This window comes from Micromonospora sp. NPDC093244 (assembly GCF_040683695.1).
GTDB lineage: Bacteria > Actinomycetota > Actinomycetes > Mycobacteriales > Micromonosporaceae > Micromonospora.
In genome coordinates this window covers 415,957-430,332 of sequence record NZ_JBFBEO010000003.1, presented here as the reverse complement: position 1 = coordinate 430,332, position 14,376 = coordinate 415,957, and the positions used below count along the sequence as shown (strand labels likewise).

Genomic DNA, 14,376 nt, shown 5'->3' with positions numbered 1-14,376 from the left:
CGATCAGTGCGGGCGGGCGGCCGTGGTCCGCGCCGGCCCGCCTAGATTGGTGCCATGACCAGGCAGCCGGCGGCCGCTCCGACGGTGACCTTCGGTGTGCTCGGGCCGGTGACCGCCGCCACCGAGAGTGGCCCGGTCCCGCTCAGGGGGCACCGGCAGCGCCTCGTGCTGGCCCGGCTGTTGATCGCCCACGGCCGGGTGGTGCCTGTGGAACGGCTCGTCGACGACCTGTGGGACGTCGCGCCGGACGGCGCGGTGGGCGCCATCCGCACCTTCGTGGCCGACCTGCGCCGGGCGCTGGAGCCCGACCGGCCGCCCCGCACGCCGCCCCGGATCCTGCTCACCGAGGCACCGGGGTACGCGCTGCGGGCCGGCCCGGACGCGGTGGACGCCGACCGGTTCGAGGCCGCAGTCGGCGAGAGCGGCCGGCTGTTGGCCGCGGGACGTCCCGCCCCGGCTCTGGAGGCCCTGGATGCGGCACTCGGGTTGTGGCGCGGCCCCGCGTACGCCGACTGCGCGAACGAGGCCTGGGCGGTCGCGGAGGTCAACCGACTGGACGAGCTGCGAATGCTCGCCGTCGAACGGCGGGCCGAGGCGCTGCTGGCGTTGGGGCGGCCGGACGAGGCCGCCACCGACCTGCCGGCCCACCTCGCCGGCAACCCGCTGCGCGAGGACGCCTGGCGGTTGCTGGCGATGGCCAGGTACCGCGCCGGTCGGCAGGGTGACGCGCTGGCCGCGCTCCGCGAGGCCCGGGCCGCCCTGGTGAGCGCGCTGGGTGTGGACCCGGGGCCGGAGCTGCGGCGGCTGGAGGCCGACATCCTGGCCCAGGCCCCGCACCTCACCCCGCACCTCGACGCCGCCCCCGACATCGGGACCGCCGATCGTCCCGTCGTGACCGCGGACCGTCCCGTCGCGGCGGCGCGGGAGCGTCCGTTCGTCGGCCGCGACGCGGAGCTGGCCCGGCTGCGGCTGGCCGCCGACACCGCCGCCGGTCGCCGCCGGCCCGTGCTCGCCCTGCTCAGCGGCGAGCCGGGAGCCGGCAAGACCGCGCTTGCCGAGACGCTCACCCGGCAGCTAGCTGTGCAGGGATGGGCCACGGCGTGGGGACGCAGCCCGGAGTACGAGGGCGCACCGGCGGCCTGGCCCTGGACGCAGGTCACCGAGGCGCTCGCCGGCTCGACAGGCGTCGACGAACAGGACGACCCCGCCACGGGCGAGGCAAGCGTCACACGGTTCCGCAGGCACCGCGCGGTCGCCTCGCTGGTCTCCGCGGTCGCCGACCGGCAACCGGTGCTGATCGTCCTGGACGACCTGCACCGCGCCGACGGCGACACCCTGGACCTGCTGACCGCGATCCTGGCCGGGCCGCAACCGGCCGGCGGGCCGGTCCTGATCCTCGGCACGTACCGGGCCACCGAGATCAGTCCGGCGCTCACCGCCGCCCTGGCCCGCGCGGCCGGCCTCGAACCGGTGCGCGAGTATCTCGCCGGACTGCCCGCCCCGGCGACAGGCGAACTGGCGAGCGCCGTCGCCGGAGTGGACCTGGACGCGGCCACCGCCCGGCTGATCCACCACCGCAGCGGCGGCAACCCCTTCTTCGTACGGGAGCTGGCCCAGCTGTACGCGGGCGAGGGCGACGCCGCGCTGGCGGCGGTGCCGCCCGGCGTACGCGACGTGATCCGGCACCGGCTGGCGCAGCTGCCCGCGCCCACCCGTACCGTTCTGCGGCAGGCGGCGGTGCTCGGCCGGGACCTCGACCCGCAGGCGCTCAGCGCGTTGGCGGACGACCCCTCGACAGTGCTGGACGCCGTGGACCGCGCCCTTCAGGCGGGCTTCCTCGTCGAGCGGGACACCGACGGGCAGTTGCGCTTCGCCCACATCCTGGTCCGCGACACGCTCTACGCCGATCTGTCCGCGCCGCGCCGCGCCGCCTGGCACGGTGCCGCCGCCGAGGTGCTGCCACAGCGCGAACCCGTCGAACCCGCCGCGCTCGCCCACCACCTGCTGCGCGCCGGCGGGCCGGTCGCCGCCGGTCGCGCCGCCGCGTACGCCCGCACGGCGGCCCAGCAGGCCGAACGGGGCGGCAACCCGCACGAGGCGGCCCGGTTGTGGCGGCAGGCGGTCGACGCGTACGACCGGGCCGGCGAGGTCCACCACCGCGAGCGGTTGACGGCGCTTGTGGGTCTGGGGCGTGCGCTCGCCGTCACGGGCCGCCTCGCCGAGGCGCGGCGGGTCAGGGCCGAGGCGATCACGGCCGCCGAGTCCGTCGGCGACCCCCTGCTGATCGAGGAGGTGCTCACCGGCTTCGACGTGCCGGCGATCTGGACGCGCAACGACGACGACCTGCTCTCCGGGCGGATCGCGCAGGTCGCCGAGCGTGCCCTGGCGGCCCTCGGCGCGACCGGGTCGGCGCGGCGCAGCCGGCTGCTGAGCACCCTCGCCCTGGAGCTGCGCGGAACCGTCACCGACCGTGGGCGTCGGGCGGCCGACGAGGCCGAGTCGACAGCCCGGACGGTCGGTGACCCCGGGCTGCTGGCGTTCGCGCTGAACGCCCGCTTCATGCACGCCTTCGACCGGGTCGGCCTGGCTGGTGAACGCGCCCGGATCGGCGCCGAGCTGGTCGACCTGGCCGCCCGGCACCAGCTGGTGACCTTCGAGGTGGCGGGTCACCTGATCCTGGTCCAGGCCTCCTGCGCGCTGGGCGACCGGCAGGCCGCCGACGCCCACGCCCGCGCCGCCGACCGCCTCGCCGAACGGTACGAGCTGCCACTGGTCGGCGTCTTCACCAGGTGGTACGCCGCGCTGCGGCTGGCACTGGACGGCGAGTCGGCCGCGGCTGCCGACGCGTACCGGGCGGCTGCCGACCGGCTGCCCGGTGACGGCATGCCGGGCCTGACCCGCGGTCTGCTCCCGCTGGCGCTGCTCGGCCTGCGGCTGGCCGACGACCGTCCGCTCCCGGGGCCTGGCGACGAGGGTTGGGCGGGTCTGGACTGGGGGCCGCACGAGCCGTGGGTCCGCCCGCTGCTGCTGGTCGCCGCCGGTGACCGGACCGCGGCCGGGGAGGCCCTGCGGGCACTGCCGCCGGGGCCGCACGACCTGCTGCGCGAGGTCCGCCTCTGTCTCGTCGGCCGGGCGGCGCGGCTGCTCGACGACCGGGTCACGATGGACCGGGTCCACGCCGAGCTGCTGCCCGCGGCCGGGGAGCTGGCGGCCGGCAGCGGAATGCTCACCGTCGGCCCGGTGGCCGGGCACCTCGCCGACCTCGCGGCGGCGCTGGGCCGGGACGACGAGGCGGCCCGGCACCGTCGTACCGCCCGAGCGGTGACCGCCCAGGCCCGCGCCGGCGGCTGACCCCGCCACGACTTGCGGACTTTCCGTCGGAACCGGCCGGTGGGTGCGGTCAGATGGAACCGCCGGCGGGTAAGCCGTCGGCCAGGGACCGAGGGGGGTACGCCGTGGAGGTGCTCGTCCTGATCGTGGTGCTGGGCGTCACCGTCCTGGTCGGCACCACGCTCGGCGGCCGGTACCGGGTCGCGCCGCCGGTCCTGCTCATCGCCTTCGGGGTGCTGCTCGGGCTGGCGCCGCCGCTGTCCGAGTTGACCCTGGAACCGGACCTGGTGCTGTTGATCTTCCTGCCGGCGATCCTGTACCGGGAGAGCCTCACCATCAGCCTGCGCGAGATCCGGGCCAACCTGCCGGTGATCGGTCTGCTCGCCGTGGTGCTCGTGGTGCTCACCATGATCACCGTGTCGTTCACCGCGCAGGCGTTCGGGGTGAATCCCGCCGCCGCCTGGGTGCTCGGCGCCGTCCTCGCACCGACGGACGCGGCGGCTGTCACAGGCCTGGCCAAACGGTTGCCCCGCAAGCTCCTCACCACCCTGCACGCGGAGAGCCTGATCAACGACGGCACCGCGCTCGTGGTCTTCGCGGTGGCCGTGGGGCTGCTCACCCACAGCGCGGATCCGGGCGTGCTGGGCATCGGCGAGGAGTTCGTCGGGGCCAGCGTCGGCGGCGTGCTCGCCGGCCTGCTTGTGGGCTTCGCCGTGGTGCTGATCCGCAAGCGGCTCGACGATCCGCTGCGCGAGGGCGCGCTGAGCGTCCTGACTCCGTTCGCCGCGTTCCTGCTCGCCGACTCGGTGCACGCCAGCGGGGTGCTGGCGGTGGTGGTCGCCGGGCTGGTGCTGGCGTACGCCGGTCCACGGGTGATCCGTGCCCGGTCCCGGGTGCTGGCGTACGCGTTCTGGGACCTGTCCACGTTCCTCATCAACGGCGGTCTGTTCGTGCTGCTCGGCACGCAGATCCCCCGGGCGGTGCGGGGCGTCACGAGCACCTCGCCGGGGCGGGCCGTGGTGATCGTGCTGGTGGTCACCGTGGTGGTCCTCTGCACCCGGCTGTTCTTCATCTACCTGACGTCGCAGTCGGCGAGACTGCGACGCCGCCGGATGGTGGAGCAGGGCGCGCAACCGTCGAGCTGGCGGGTGGGGACCGTGGCGGGCTGGGCCGGCTTCCGGGGCGCCGTGTCGCTCGCGGCAGCGCTGGCCGTCCCGACGATGACTGTCGCCGGTCGCCCGGTCGTCGAACGCGACCTGATCATCTTCGTGACGGCGCTGGTGATCGTGTTGATCATGCTCATTCAGGGCACCACCCTGCCGCTCGTGGTGCGCTGGGCGGGACTGGCCGGCGACCCGGAACGGGTCGACGAGGCCCGGCTGGCCCGTATGCGCGCCACCCAGGTCGGCCTGGCCATGGTGCCCCGCGTAGCCGCCGAGGTGGGCGCCGGCGAGGAGGCGGTACGCCGGTTGCAGGCCGAGTACCAGCGGCACCTGGAAGACGCCAACGAGAGCGGCGGGGACACCGCCGAGGAACGCCGGCTGGAACGCGACCTGCGCCTGGGCGTCCTCGCCCACAAGCGCCGGGAGGTCACCCGCCTTCGCGACAGCCGGGAGATCGACGACCTCGTGCTGCTGGAGTTGCAGGCCGCGCTTGACAACGAGGAGATCCGGCTGCTGGGACGCGGACCGAGCGAGTGACCGAGACCGCGGCCGGACCCCTGACGTTCGCCGCGCACCTGCGCCGCCAGGCCGGGTGAGCGGCGGTCCTCAGAGCACCTGCGCGAGGAAACGGCGCAGCCGGGGATGCTCGGCGCCCTCGAAGATCGCCTCGGGCGGGCCGGCCTCCAGCACCACGCCCCGGTCCATGAAGGCGACGGTGTCGGCGACCTGCCGGGCGAACCCCATCTCGTGGGTCACCACCACCATTGTCATCCCGGCGGCGGACAGGTCGGCCATCACCCCGAGCACGCCCTTGACCAGCTCGGGATCGAGCGCCGAGGTGGCCTCGTCGAAGAGCATCACCTCGGGTCGCAGGGCCAGAGCCCGGGCGATCGCCACACGCTGCTGCTGACCGCCGGAGAGCTGCGTCGGCCGGGAGTTCGCCTTGCCGGCCAGCCCCACCAGCTCCAGTTGGGCGCGGGCGACCGCGTCCGCCTCGTCCTCGCCGAGCTTGCGCAGGCGGCGCAGGGCCAGGGTGATGTTGCGCAGCACGGTCATGTGCGGGAACAGGTTGAACTGCTGGAACACCATGCCGACCCGCTGGCGCAGCGCGTCCGGGTCGTCGCGCAGCACGCTGCGGCCGTCCAGCAGCACGTCGCCGCGGTCGGGCTCGATCAGCCGGTTGAGGGTCCGCAGCAGAGTGGACTTGCCCGACCCGGACGGCCCGATCACGCAGGCCGTCGCACCGCGCGCCACGGTGAGGTCGACGCCGCGCAGCACCCGGTTCGGTCCGAAGGCGAGGTGGACGTCGCGCGCCTCCAGGCTCACCGAGGTGGTCATCGCCTGTCTCCTTCCGGGGCCCCGGCGAGCGCCGGGGTTTCGTCCTCGTCCTCGTCGACGGCAGCGGTGGCCGGCCGGCCGTGCCGCAGCCGCCTGTCGATCCAGTTGACGACGTGCGTCAGCGGGACCGTCAACGCCAGGTAGAAGAGCCCGGCGAGCAGCAGCGCGGACTCGTTGCCGGTGGTGGCCGCGTAGTCCTGCCCGATCCGGAACAGCTCCCGCTGGCTGGCCACCAGCCCGAGGAAGTAGACCAGGCTGGAGTCCTTGATCAACGCGATGAGCTGGTTCACCCAGGCGGGCAGCACCCGCCGGATGCCCTGCGGGATGATCACCAGCCGCATCGCGTCGGCCCAGGAGAAACCCAGGGCGCGGGCGCCCTCCAACTGGGCGGCCTCCACCGACTGGATGCCGGAGCGGAAGATCTCCCCGATGTACGCCGCCGCGATCAACGACAGCGCCAGGATGCCCAGCGGGTACGGGTCCGGCCCCCAGATCTCCATGCCCAGCGGCGCCAGCCCGACCCCGATCAGCAGGATCGTCGCGGCGGCCGGCAGGCCCCGGAACACGTCGGTGTAGACCCGCGCGGGCCAGCGCAGCCACCGGGTACGGGAGATGCCGGCGACGGCCAGCAGCAGGCCCAGCACCGAGCCGAGCAGGGCGGCGGAGACCGCCAGGATCAGCGTGTTCGGCAGCCCGACGGTAAGCATCTCGGGCAGCGCCTCACGCATCGCGTCGGCGTCGAAGAACGTCTCCCACAGGGTGCTCAACGGATCCATCGGTCGCCTCTCCTACCGCCCCGCTCGCTCGTCACCGGTTACCGCTCAGGACGCGGTCGACGCGGACGCGGACGGCGCCACCGACGCGGACGTCGACGGCGCAACCGACGCGGACGCGGACGGCGCAACCGACGCGGACGCGGACGGCGCCACCGACGCGGACGGCGCCGCGACAGCGCCGCTGCCCGGCGTGAAGTCCGCCGGGATCGGCCGACCCGGGTAGTACTGCGCCTGCAGACGGCTCCAGGTGCCGTCCGCGATGACCTCGTCGAGGGCCTTGTTCAGCGCCTCGCGCAGCTTGTCGCCGCCCTTGGCCACGGCGTACGCGGTAGGCGCCGGGCTGAGCTGCTTGGCCGCCACGGTGATCTTGCCGTTGCTGTCGGCTGCCGACTTCTCGCCGATCTCCGCCGGGGCGATCCACGCGTCGGCGGTGCCGGCCTTGAGCTGGTTGATCGCGCCGTTGTAGTCCGGCACCCGCACCGGGTCGAGCTGCTTGCCTGTGGCGTAGTCGTCCTGGACGGTGCCCTGCACCACCACGACCCGCTTGCCTGCCAACTGGTCGAAGCTGGTGATCGGCGAGCCGGCCGGGACGTCCAGGCCGAAGTAGCCGAAGTCGTAGCCGTTGCCGAAGTCGACTGTCTTCTTGCGCGCCTCGGTGATGGTGATCGAGGAGCTGCCGACGTCGAACTTGTGGTTGTTGACCTGGCTGAGCAGGGCGGAGAAGTCGGTGCCGACGAACTCGACGGTCAGGCCGAGCTTGCCGGCCACCGCGGTCAGCAGGTCGTTGTCGAAGCCGGTGAACTTACCGTCCTTGAGGTAGACGTTCGGCGGGGCGTCGGTGAGCGTGCCGGCGCGCAGGACACCCGGCCGCGCCAGGCCGTACGGGTTGGCGGCGGCGTCGGTCGAGGCGTCGTCGCCGCAGGCGGTGAGCGCGGTCGCGGCCAGGATGGTGGCCGCGCCCAGGGCGGCGACACGGGTCAGGGCAGGAAGGAATCGCACAGGTCTCTCCGATGGGGTGCGTCGCGGCGGGTACGCGCCGCGGACGGTGCGCCCGATGGGCGTACCGCTGGAAAAGTGGTGTGAGAAGAGGGACGCGTCAGAGCGCGGTGCGGCGGCGACACGCCGCGCTGCACATTCGCATCATGTCCACGTGCCGACGCCTGGTCAGTGCCGCCGAGAGGCGGCCGACGCGAAGATCCGCGAGGTCGGCCGGTGGGATGGAGCTGAGGATGCGCATACGGTCTCCCGGGTCTGTGCTGACCTGGGTGCCAGGCCACGCTTGCACCGACGTCCGCCGGTGCCTGGTCTTCACCCGGGGCACCCCACCGCGGAGGAGGGTTGCCGGCCAGCGAGCCGGGGCTTCGCGCTGGCGCTCATGACCTGCGCCGAGGCTAGCAGCCGGAACCGGTGGGTCGTCCAGCCGTTATGACCACGCTCACCGTCCGCGACGGCCGTCGACCGGCAGGTCAACCGGCGTGCACGTGCGGGCGGCGGCGAGGGTCGGGCTCCTGGCGGCGCAGGATCTCCCGGGTGACCGGGGCGATCGCGCCCTGCCCGAACGCCAGGTAGCGCAGCAGGTTGCGAACCGGGCCGCCCTCGGTCCACTCGAAGTAGATGTGGGGGCGACGCCGGCTCCGGTCGCGGATCTCCAGCAGCAGGGCGGCGAGCGCGCTGGGCACCGAGGAACTCGCCAGACTGAGCACCTGGTAGCTGTCGTGCGCCACGCTGCCGCGGACCAGCAGCGCGGTCTCGAAGTCCGACGGGTCGGTGACGTGCACCTCGACGAAGATGACGTCGCCGTCGTCGGGAAAGTCGTTGTCCGCCATGGTCTGGGCCAGCTTGGCGCGGTACTCGGCCGGGTCCCGGCGCTCCGGCTCGTGCGCGACGAGGCGGATCCGGTGGGTGGCCCGCTCGTCGATCATCCGGGCCGCTGCCGGATCCAGCTCCACGTGGTCGACCCGCAGCTCGTAGGCCCGCATCAGTCGGGACAGCACCGACACCAGGATCATCCCGCCGATGAAACACGCCGCGATCTTGACGCCGTCGGGGCGTTGCACGACGTTCGCCACCGTCGTGTACACGAAGATCACCGCGATGGTCCCGAACGCGAGCGTCAGGCCCCGCTGCCGCCGGCGCCGCGCCGCGAGGGTCACCGCCGTCGCCGCCGAGGTGATCAACACCAGGACCCCTGTGGCGTACGCGCCGCCCTGCGCGTCCACGCTGGCGTCGAAGACCACAGTGATCAGGAACGCCACTGTGGTGAAGACCAGGACCAGCGGGCGTACGGCCCGGGCCCAGGTGGGGGCCATGCCGTAGCGGGGCAGATAGCGGGGTACGAGGTTGAGCAGTCCGGCCATCGCCGAGGCGCCGGCGAACCAGAGGATCCCGATGGTGGACAGGTCGTAGACGGTGCCGAACACCTCGCCGAGGTACTGGTGCGCCAGGTAGGCCAGTGCCCGGCCGTTCGCGGGGCCGCCCGGTTGGAACGCCTCGGGCGGGATCAGCACAGTGGTTGTCACGCTGCTGGTGATCAGGAAGACGCTCATGATCGTCGCGGCGGTGGTGAGCAGCCGGCGCGCGCCACGGATCCGCCCCGAGGGCCGGTCCTCGGAGTCCTGCCGGTCCCCCCGGATGTGCGGCATCACGGCCACCCCGGTCTCGAACCCGGACAGACCCAGCGCCAGTTTCGGAAAGACCAGCAGGGACAGTCCGACCACCAGCAGGGGGTCGCCGTGCCCGGTGGTCAGCGCGGTGCCCCAGTCCCCGACCGCGCTCGGGTGCGTCACCACCCGCTCCAACGCGACGGCGATCACCACCGCGTTCAACGTGAGGTAGACCGCCACCAGGGCGACGGCGATCCCGATGGCCTCGCCGAATCCCTTGAGGAACACCGCGCCCAGCAACGCCACCAGCAGCAGCGTGAGTGGCAGCTCGTGCCCCTTGAGGCCGGCGGGCAGGAACGGGTTCTCGTCGATGTGGGCCGTCGCGTCCGCCGCCGAGAGGGTGATGGTGATGATGAAGTCGGTGGCCGCGAACCCCAGCAGCACCAGCACGAGCAGCTTTCCCGGCCAGAAGCTCAGCAGACGGACCAGCATCGCTATCGAACCCTCGCCGTGCGGGCTCTCCACCGCCACCCGCCGGTACACGGGCAGCGCGCCCAGCAGCGTCACAAGCACCAGCACCAGGGTCGCCACCGGCGACAGCACCCCGGCGGCCAGCGCCGCGATTCCCGGCTGGTAGCCGAGCGTCGAGAAGTAGTCGACACCGGTCAGGCACATCACCCTCCACCAGGGGTGCTGCCGGTCCCGCCGCGGGCGGCCGTGCGGGCCGGGGTGCCGCCCGGCCCGCTCCGTACCGCCGCCGAGCAGCCAGCCGCGCAGCCGCCCGGCGCGCCTGTCGACCCGCACCGGCGCTTCCCCCGTCCTCCGCCCCTGCTCACCGCGAGTATCCGCCCGGTCGTACGCGCCCGTCCGCAGGTACGCCGAACCCGCCCGTGCCCGTCCCGCAGCCCCGGCGGGTCGGACGGGTTTCGGCCCCGGGGCAGAGGGGATGCAGCGCCCCCGGCGCCCCGCACCGATCCGCCCGCTCGGGCCGAGGCCTGCCGGACGCGGATGCCACCGGGGAGGGGAGCGGCTCATGGTCGGCGGCCGTCGCTTCCGCCCGGGTGGTGGCTTCGGCCGCCAGCTCGACGAGCACGCGACAGCCGTCGGCGTGCCGCCACCTCCCGCGCCGGCCCCGCCCACCGGCGGCATGGTGGAGAGCGCCGTCTATCTCAGGGGGCACCGGTTCGCCTCACCGTCCGGCCTCGCCGAGACGTATCGCTGCCTGCAGGAGCGGGACGGCGCGATGGCCTGGATCGGGCTGTACCGGCCCGACATCGACCAGATCACCTCACTGGCGCGGGAGTTCCGGCTGCACGACCTGGCCGTCGAGGACGCGATCAACGCCCACCAGCGGCCCAAGCTGGAACGGTACGGCGAAACCCTGTTCGTGGTGCTGCGCGCCGCCCGATACGACGACAGGCGCGAGGAGGTCGAGTTCTCCGAGCTGCACCTGTTCATCGGGCCAGGGTTCGTGGTCACCGTCCGGCACGGCGAGGCGCCCGACCTGGCCGCCGTACGCCGTCGACTGGAGACCGACGCGCAGATGCTCGCCCAGGGCCCCGAGGCGGTCCTGTACGCGATCCTCGACCAGGTGGTCGACGGGTACGCGCCGGTGGTGGCCGGACTGGAGAACGACATCGACGAGATCGAGACCCAGGTGTTCGGGGGTGACCCGAACGCCAGCCGGCGCATCTACGGGCTCAGCCGGGAGGTCATCGAGTTCCAGCGGGCCGCCCGTCCGCTGCTCACCATGTTGGACGCGCTCGCGGCCGGCGCGGGCAGCTACGGCACCGACGAGGAACTGCGCAGGTATCTGCGCGACGTCACCGACCACCTCACCCAGGTGGTGGAACGGGTGGACGGGTTCCGGCACCTGTTGCAGAACATCCTCACCGTCAACGCCACACTCGTCTCGCAGCAGCAGAACGAGGAGATGCGCAGCCTCACCGCCGCCAGCTACGCCCAGAACGAGGAGCTGAAGAAGGTCTCGTCCTGGGCCGCGATCCTGTTCGCCCCCACCCTCATCGGCACGGTGTACGGGATGAACTTCGTCCACATGCCGGAGTTGGACTGGCGTTTCGGCTACCTGTTCGCGCTGCTGCTGATGCTGCTCGTGTGCGGCACCCTCTACCTGGTCTTCAAACGGCGCGGTTGGCTCTGAGCCGGTGCGTCGGGGTCACTCGATGCCGCGCAGGATGTGCCGCTCGTCCTCGCTGTCGTCGTCGCCAGCGGCGATCCGGCCGAGCAGCACCGCGGCGGCCCAGATCGTCAGTGGTGTGGCCGCCCCGGTCATCCCGCCGCCGGTCCGGTCGTCCCGGGTCTGGCTCCGCTCCGTGCGCGGTGGCCTGCGCTGAGCCTGCATGGGCCCTGCCTCTCCTCGTCGAAGCCGCCGCGGGCGGCGCGGGCGTAGGCCGCGCCGCCGGGCCGGTCGCCCGAGCGAACGGGGCGCACCGGTACGGCAGCCATCTCGAACCATCCCACGCCCGGACGCGTCCGCACCGCTTCTTTTCGGTTTCCCGACTGCGGCCCGCCAAACCGGACATTCTCCGCTATCGTCCGCTTTCGGGTCGGCGATCATGGCAGCGGGTGGGCGATGCCGCGCGCGTGGTCGGTGAGCGCCGCGCCGACCACTGTCGCGGCCACCGGCAGCACCTCCAGGCAGCGACGCACCGCGGCGGCCATCAGCGCGTTCGGCACCCGCATGGACAGCGTGCAGTGCGGCACCCAGCGGCCCGGCTGGTAGTGCTCGGCCAGGGGGATGCCGGCGGCGGCCAGCCGGTCGTACACCAGCCGGTGGTGCGCCAGAAGTTCCGCGGTGGGCGCCGGACCGAGCCAGAGCACCCGGCCGACGAACTGCCCGGCGTGTTGAAATTCGAGTCGCAGCGGGGCGGCCACGACCGTCCCGCGCAGCGCGGCGGCCACCTGTTCCGGGTCGAAGCGGGGCGCCACCGCGAGCGAGACGTGCGGGCGGTGACGCTGCTCCAGCAGCGAGCGCATGCTCTGCACGCCCTCGGCCTCCAGCGCGTCCCACAGCACCCGGATCCGGCGGGTGGCGTCCGGATCCAGGTACAACTCCAACGCCGCGACCACGTGATCACCGTAGCGGCAGAGGTTTGATCGCCCGTGTCGGCGGTACCTGTTCGGAAACCGACCAGGAGGCGTGCGCCGTGGACGTGAGTGACCTGCTGACCGAGACGTACGACAGGCTGCCCGACCTCGTCCGCGCGGCGGTCGACGGCCTGAGTCCGGAGCAACTGCGCCACGAACCCGGACCGGGCGCCAACTCGATCGGCTGGCTGGTCTGGCACCTCACCCGTATCCAGGACCAGGCCGTCGCCGCCCTGCTCGACGCCGAGCAGGTCTGGGTCGGCGGCGACTGGGCGGGCCGCTTCGGCCTCGCCGCCGATCCCGACGACACCGGCTTCGGGCACTCGCCCGCGCAGGTCGCGGCGGTGCGGCCGGAGAGCGCCCAAGCGTTGATCGACTACTACGGCGCGGTGTCGGCGCGTACCCGACCGTTCCTGGCCGGGCTGTCCCCGGCGGACCTGGACCGGGTCGTGGACGAGGGGTGGGACCCACCCGTCACCCTCGGCGTGCGGCTGGTCAGCGTGGTCGAGGACGATCTGCAACACGTCGGGCAGGCCGCCTTCGTCCGTGGCCTCCTCGGGGCCGACTGACCCGACCGGCTCAGGGCACGATCACCGCCCTGCCCTCCAGCGTGCCCTCGCGCATCTGGCGGTACGCGTCCGTGGCCTCGTCCAGCGCGAAGGTGGTGGTCTTCGGCCGGATCAGGCCGCGCGCCCCCAGGTCCAGCACCTCCACCAGTTCCGGTCGGCTGCCCCAGTAGGTGGTCGCGATGCTCACCTCGTACGGCACGGAGAAGAACGACACAGGCAGGGTGCCACCGCCGATTCCCACGATCGTCAGGTCGCCCACGGTACGGGCCACCGCCGCCCCGAGCGTCAGCGTGGCGTCCGCGCCGACGAAGTCCAGCACCACGTCGGCGCCCCGCCCGCCGGTGGCGTCCCGGATCTCCTCGGCCGCGCTCGGGCCGGAGGCCACCGTGCGGTCCGCCCCGCACTCCGTGGCCAGTCGCAACGCCTCGGCGCGGTTGTCCACAGCGATCACGCGGGCGGCGGTGGTGGCCTTGAGGATCTGCACGCCCACGTGCCCCAGCCCGCCGACCCCGATCACCACGGCCGTGCTTCCCGGCGGGAGCTTCGGCCAGGACCGCCGCACGGCGTGGTACGGGGTGAGCCCGGCGTCGGTGAGCGGTGCGGCCTGCACCGGATCCAACCCCTCGGGCAGCGGTACGACGTGTCGGGCGTCGGGTACCAGCTCGTACTCGGCCATGCCGCCGTCGAGGCCCAGGCCGCCACCGCCGCCGGGCACCGGCGCGCCGGCCGGGTTCTCGCAGTACGGGTCCATGCCGACCCGGCAACGGGCGCAGGTGCCGCAGCCCCATGGGCCGTAGACAGCGACCGGCTCCCCGACGCGCAGCCCGGTCACGCCGTCGCCGAGGGCGTGCACCCATCCCGCGTTCTCGTGGCCCAACGTGAACGGTGGGTTCCAGGGCACCGACCCCGACTCGAACTCGTCCATCAGGTGCAGGTCGGAGTGGCAGGCACCGGCGGCGCCGATCCGCACCACCACCTGGCCCGGGCCGGGCGTCGGTTGGGCGACCTCGACCAGTTCCGGTTCCGACTTCCAGTCCATCAACCGCAGTGCCCGCATCCGAACGCCCCCCGTCTCTGAGCCTGCGGGTGGCTGCCCACTTCGTGGCACGGCAAACGGGTTCACGTCCGCGCGGTGTGGCTCACCCGATCGGGGTGAGTCACGCTCACCCCGGCGCCGGTGATCCTGCCAAGAACCCGGAAAGGAGCGACGCCCAGGGCGACATCGAGATCGATCCGCAGGCGCCAGTCGGTCTCACTCGTCGCGGAGTGTCGCCCGGTCGCCCTCCCCACGGGGTGGGCGCCGGGCGCTGCGGAAGCCCTGCACAGCGAGACCTTCACCTGCCAGTTCGGCGGGGCGCGCCGCGGCGCGGACGGCGGACAGCAGCAGGACGAGCGGACGAGGACCGGCCGACGGGTCGACAGGACCCCCGCCGAGCAGCCGCTCGGCGGTCTCCTGGTCCATCTGATCCGCGTCCATCTCGTGACCCTC

13 protein-coding genes and 1 riboswitch are annotated in these 14,376 nt (G+C 73.4%); of the genes, 4 read left to right on the top strand and 9 right to left on the bottom strand.

The features are described 5' to 3' along the window. Positions 1-54: 54 nt before the first annotated feature. Together AB0N27_RS20550 and AB0N27_RS20545 are read left to right on the top strand one after the other, a co-directional pair. Complete coding sequence (locus tag AB0N27_RS20550) at positions 55-3,351, top strand: BTAD domain-containing putative transcriptional regulator (protein WP_364371924.1); 3,297 nt, start codon at positions 55-57, stop codon at positions 3,349-3,351. A 53-nt stretch (positions 3,352-3,404) separates the two neighbouring features. Beyond that, entirely contained in the window at positions 3,405-5,030 is a 1,626-nt protein-coding gene (locus AB0N27_RS20545; RefSeq protein ID WP_364371921.1) for a Na+/H+ antiporter, read from the top strand. 69 nt (positions 5,031-5,099) lie between these two features. On the opposite strand, the gene AB0N27_RS20540 is transcribed toward AB0N27_RS20545, so the two are convergent. The 5 genes from AB0N27_RS20540 to AB0N27_RS20520 form a co-directional block, all read right to left on the bottom strand. Next, positions 5,100-5,831, bottom strand: a complete 732-nt coding sequence (locus AB0N27_RS20540; RefSeq protein ID WP_364371918.1) for an amino acid ABC transporter ATP-binding protein — start codon at positions 5,829-5,831, stop codon at positions 5,100-5,102. Continuing rightward, positions 5,828-6,607 carry an amino acid ABC transporter permease gene (locus AB0N27_RS20535; RefSeq protein WP_364371915.1) on the bottom strand — a complete coding sequence of 260 codons (780 nt, stop codon included), beginning with the start codon at positions 6,605-6,607 and terminating at the stop codon, positions 5,828-5,830. Before AB0N27_RS20535 ends, AB0N27_RS20540 begins: the two co-directional genes overlap by 4 nt. 45 nt (positions 6,608-6,652) lie before the next feature. After that, complete coding sequence (locus AB0N27_RS20530) at positions 6,653-7,606, bottom strand: ABC transporter substrate-binding protein (RefSeq protein WP_364371912.1); 954 nt, start codon at positions 7,604-7,606, stop codon at positions 6,653-6,655. Positions 7,607-7,703: 97 nt separating this feature from the next. Then, a complete protein-coding gene (locus tag AB0N27_RS20525) occupies positions 7,704-7,844 on the bottom strand; it encodes a hypothetical protein (protein ID WP_364371909.1) in 141 nt (46 codons plus the stop codon). Between the two features lie 33 nt (positions 7,845-7,877). Further along, positions 7,878-7,988, bottom strand: a riboswitch (SAM riboswitch). 85 nt (positions 7,989-8,073) lie between these two features. Continuing rightward, positions 8,074-10,014, bottom strand: a complete 1,941-nt coding sequence (locus AB0N27_RS20520; RefSeq protein WP_364371906.1) for an amino acid transporter — start codon at positions 10,012-10,014, stop codon at positions 8,074-8,076. Between the two features lie 229 nt (positions 10,015-10,243). On the opposite strand from AB0N27_RS20520, the gene corA reads away from it, so the two are divergent. Continuing rightward, positions 10,244-11,371, top strand: coding sequence for a magnesium/cobalt transporter CorA (corA, locus tag AB0N27_RS20515; RefSeq protein ID WP_364371903.1), 1,128 nt, complete (start codon positions 10,244-10,246; stop codon positions 11,369-11,371). Positions 11,372-11,386: 15 nt separating this feature from the next. On the opposite strand, the gene AB0N27_RS20510 is transcribed toward corA, so the two are convergent. Next, positions 11,387-11,572, bottom strand: coding sequence for a hypothetical protein (locus AB0N27_RS20510; RefSeq protein WP_354821650.1), 186 nt, complete (start codon positions 11,570-11,572; stop codon positions 11,387-11,389). A 212-nt stretch (positions 11,573-11,784) separates the two neighbouring features. Continuing rightward, complete coding sequence (locus AB0N27_RS20505) at positions 11,785-12,300, bottom strand: 2'-5' RNA ligase family protein (RefSeq protein WP_364371899.1); 516 nt, start codon at positions 12,298-12,300, stop codon at positions 11,785-11,787. Between the two features lie 77 nt (positions 12,301-12,377). On the opposite strand from AB0N27_RS20505, the gene AB0N27_RS20500 reads away from it, so the two are divergent. Further along, positions 12,378-12,887, top strand: coding sequence for a DinB family protein (locus AB0N27_RS20500; RefSeq protein WP_364371896.1), 510 nt, complete (start codon positions 12,378-12,380; stop codon positions 12,885-12,887). Between the two features lie 10 nt (positions 12,888-12,897). On the opposite strand, the gene AB0N27_RS20495 is transcribed toward AB0N27_RS20500, so the two are convergent. Together AB0N27_RS20495 and AB0N27_RS20490 are read right to left on the bottom strand one after the other, a co-directional pair. Further along, the gene (locus tag AB0N27_RS20495) at positions 12,898-13,944 is read right to left on the bottom strand and encodes an NAD(P)-dependent alcohol dehydrogenase (RefSeq protein WP_364371893.1); all 1,047 of its coding nucleotides are present in this window, start codon (positions 13,942-13,944) and stop codon (positions 12,898-12,900) included. Between the two features lie 195 nt (positions 13,945-14,139). Continuing rightward, positions 14,140-14,364 (bottom strand): hypothetical protein, encoded by a 225-nt coding sequence (locus tag AB0N27_RS20490; RefSeq protein WP_364371890.1) that lies wholly within the window; start codon positions 14,362-14,364, stop codon positions 14,140-14,142. Between the last annotated feature and the right edge of the window lie 12 nt (positions 14,365-14,376).

What these genes read in the sequence shown, in the direction of transcription:
- AB0N27_RS20550 (WP_364371924.1), top strand. Translation starts at nt 55, where the DNA reads ATGACCAGGCAGCCGGCGGCCGCTCCGACGGTGACCTTCGGTGTGCTC.
- AB0N27_RS20545 (WP_364371921.1), top strand. Translation starts at nt 3,405, where the DNA reads ATGGAACCGCCGGCGGGTAAGCCGTCGGCCAGGGACCGAGGGGGGTAC.
- AB0N27_RS20540 (WP_364371918.1), bottom strand. Translation starts at nt 5,831, where the DNA reads ATGACCACCTCGGTGAGCCTGGAGGCGCGCGACGTCCACCTCGCCTTC.
- AB0N27_RS20535 (WP_364371915.1), bottom strand. Translation starts at nt 6,607, where the DNA reads ATGGATCCGTTGAGCACCCTGTGGGAGACGTTCTTCGACGCCGACGCG.
- AB0N27_RS20525 (WP_364371909.1), bottom strand. Translation starts at nt 7,844, where the DNA reads ATGCGCATCCTCAGCTCCATCCCACCGGCCGACCTCGCGGATCTTCGC.
- corA (WP_364371903.1), top strand. Translation starts at nt 10,244, where the DNA reads ATGGTCGGCGGCCGTCGCTTCCGCCCGGGTGGTGGCTTCGGCCGCCAG.
- AB0N27_RS20510 (WP_354821650.1), bottom strand. Translation starts at nt 11,572, where the DNA reads ATGCAGGCTCAGCGCAGGCCACCGCGCACGGAGCGGAGCCAGACCCGG.
- AB0N27_RS20495 (WP_364371893.1), bottom strand. Translation starts at nt 13,944, where the DNA reads ATGCGGGCACTGCGGTTGATGGACTGGAAGTCGGAACCGGAACTGGTC.
- AB0N27_RS20490 (WP_364371890.1), bottom strand. Translation starts at nt 14,364, where the DNA reads ATGGACGCGGATCAGATGGACCAGGAGACCGCCGAGCGGCTGCTCGGC.